At 25.2% G+C, this 980-nt stretch carries 1 protein-coding gene; it reads left to right on the forward strand.

What is annotated here, in order from left to right:
- Positions 1 to 263: single-stranded DNA-binding protein (locus tag B2G44_RS00390; protein ID WP_078122889.1), on the forward strand; the 263-nt coding region annotated here is incomplete at its 5' end.
- Positions 264 to 980: the final 717 nt, after the last annotated feature.

A 980-nucleotide genomic window follows, 5' to 3' on the forward strand; every position in this document is an offset into this window, starting at 1 on the left:
CCAAAATTGCTTTTCAATTAGCCGTTAATCACAAAGAGCAAGCTCAATTTATCCCTTGTGTCGCGTTTCGAAAACTAGTGGAAAACATGAGTCAATATTTACATAAAGGTTCCAAAGTATATATCGAAGGGAGTTTATCGATCCAAAAATATAAAAATCACGAAGGACAAATAAGAACCACGACGAAAGTTATTCTCCAAAATGTCATCTTTTTAGATAATAAACCTTTAGACAATAAATTACAAGATAATTTACCTTTTTAATCATAACTAATTAACAAAGGAACCAAAAAATAACCAATCAAGGATTAAAAATTTTTTTCAATAATAATAACAGATATTTTCCTAAATAATAAAAGAAACAAAAAAGGTGATAAAAAACTTTAAGGATAAAATAAATTAAAGATAATAAATGGGGAAGAAATAATAAAATAATTGTGAATAAAACTAAATTTAACCATTGATTTTGGTAAGTTAAGAAAGAACTACTTATTCGATGAAGCAGATGGTTTACTTTTATTAACCAAGAATTATAAAGATGCCACATGATGATTCATTTGCTTGGCGGTTAAATATTGGTAAAATTGAACTATTATTCTTTTTTTTAATTGGTTTATACTAACTTTAACCGTGTAAAGATAAAATTTAATGACATAATAAATGGTGATGATTGGAATAAATTAAAATTAGAGTGATGATGAAAAATATGAAATTACTAGATAAAGATTGAAAGTTTTTCGAATGAACATGGTGTTTGTTTCCTTTCCAATTTTGTGTGTTGCGAAATAAAGAAAGACCTTGAAGGGTCTTGGTTTTTGATGAAAAAAATTTAATTTTTTAATTTCTTCTAAGATTATTTGATGGGTTTTGATTATTTTGTATTTGATTTCTAATGATATTTATTTGTCTTTGATTTTGATTTATTCTTGCTTGAATATTTCTTAAAATATTTATTCTTGCTTCTGAAGCATAAATTGGTGT

It is taken from the genome of Candidatus Phytoplasma citri (assembly GCF_002009625.1).
Classification (GTDB): domain Bacteria; phylum Bacillota_I; class Bacilli_A; order Acholeplasmatales; family Acholeplasmataceae; genus Phytoplasma; species Phytoplasma citri.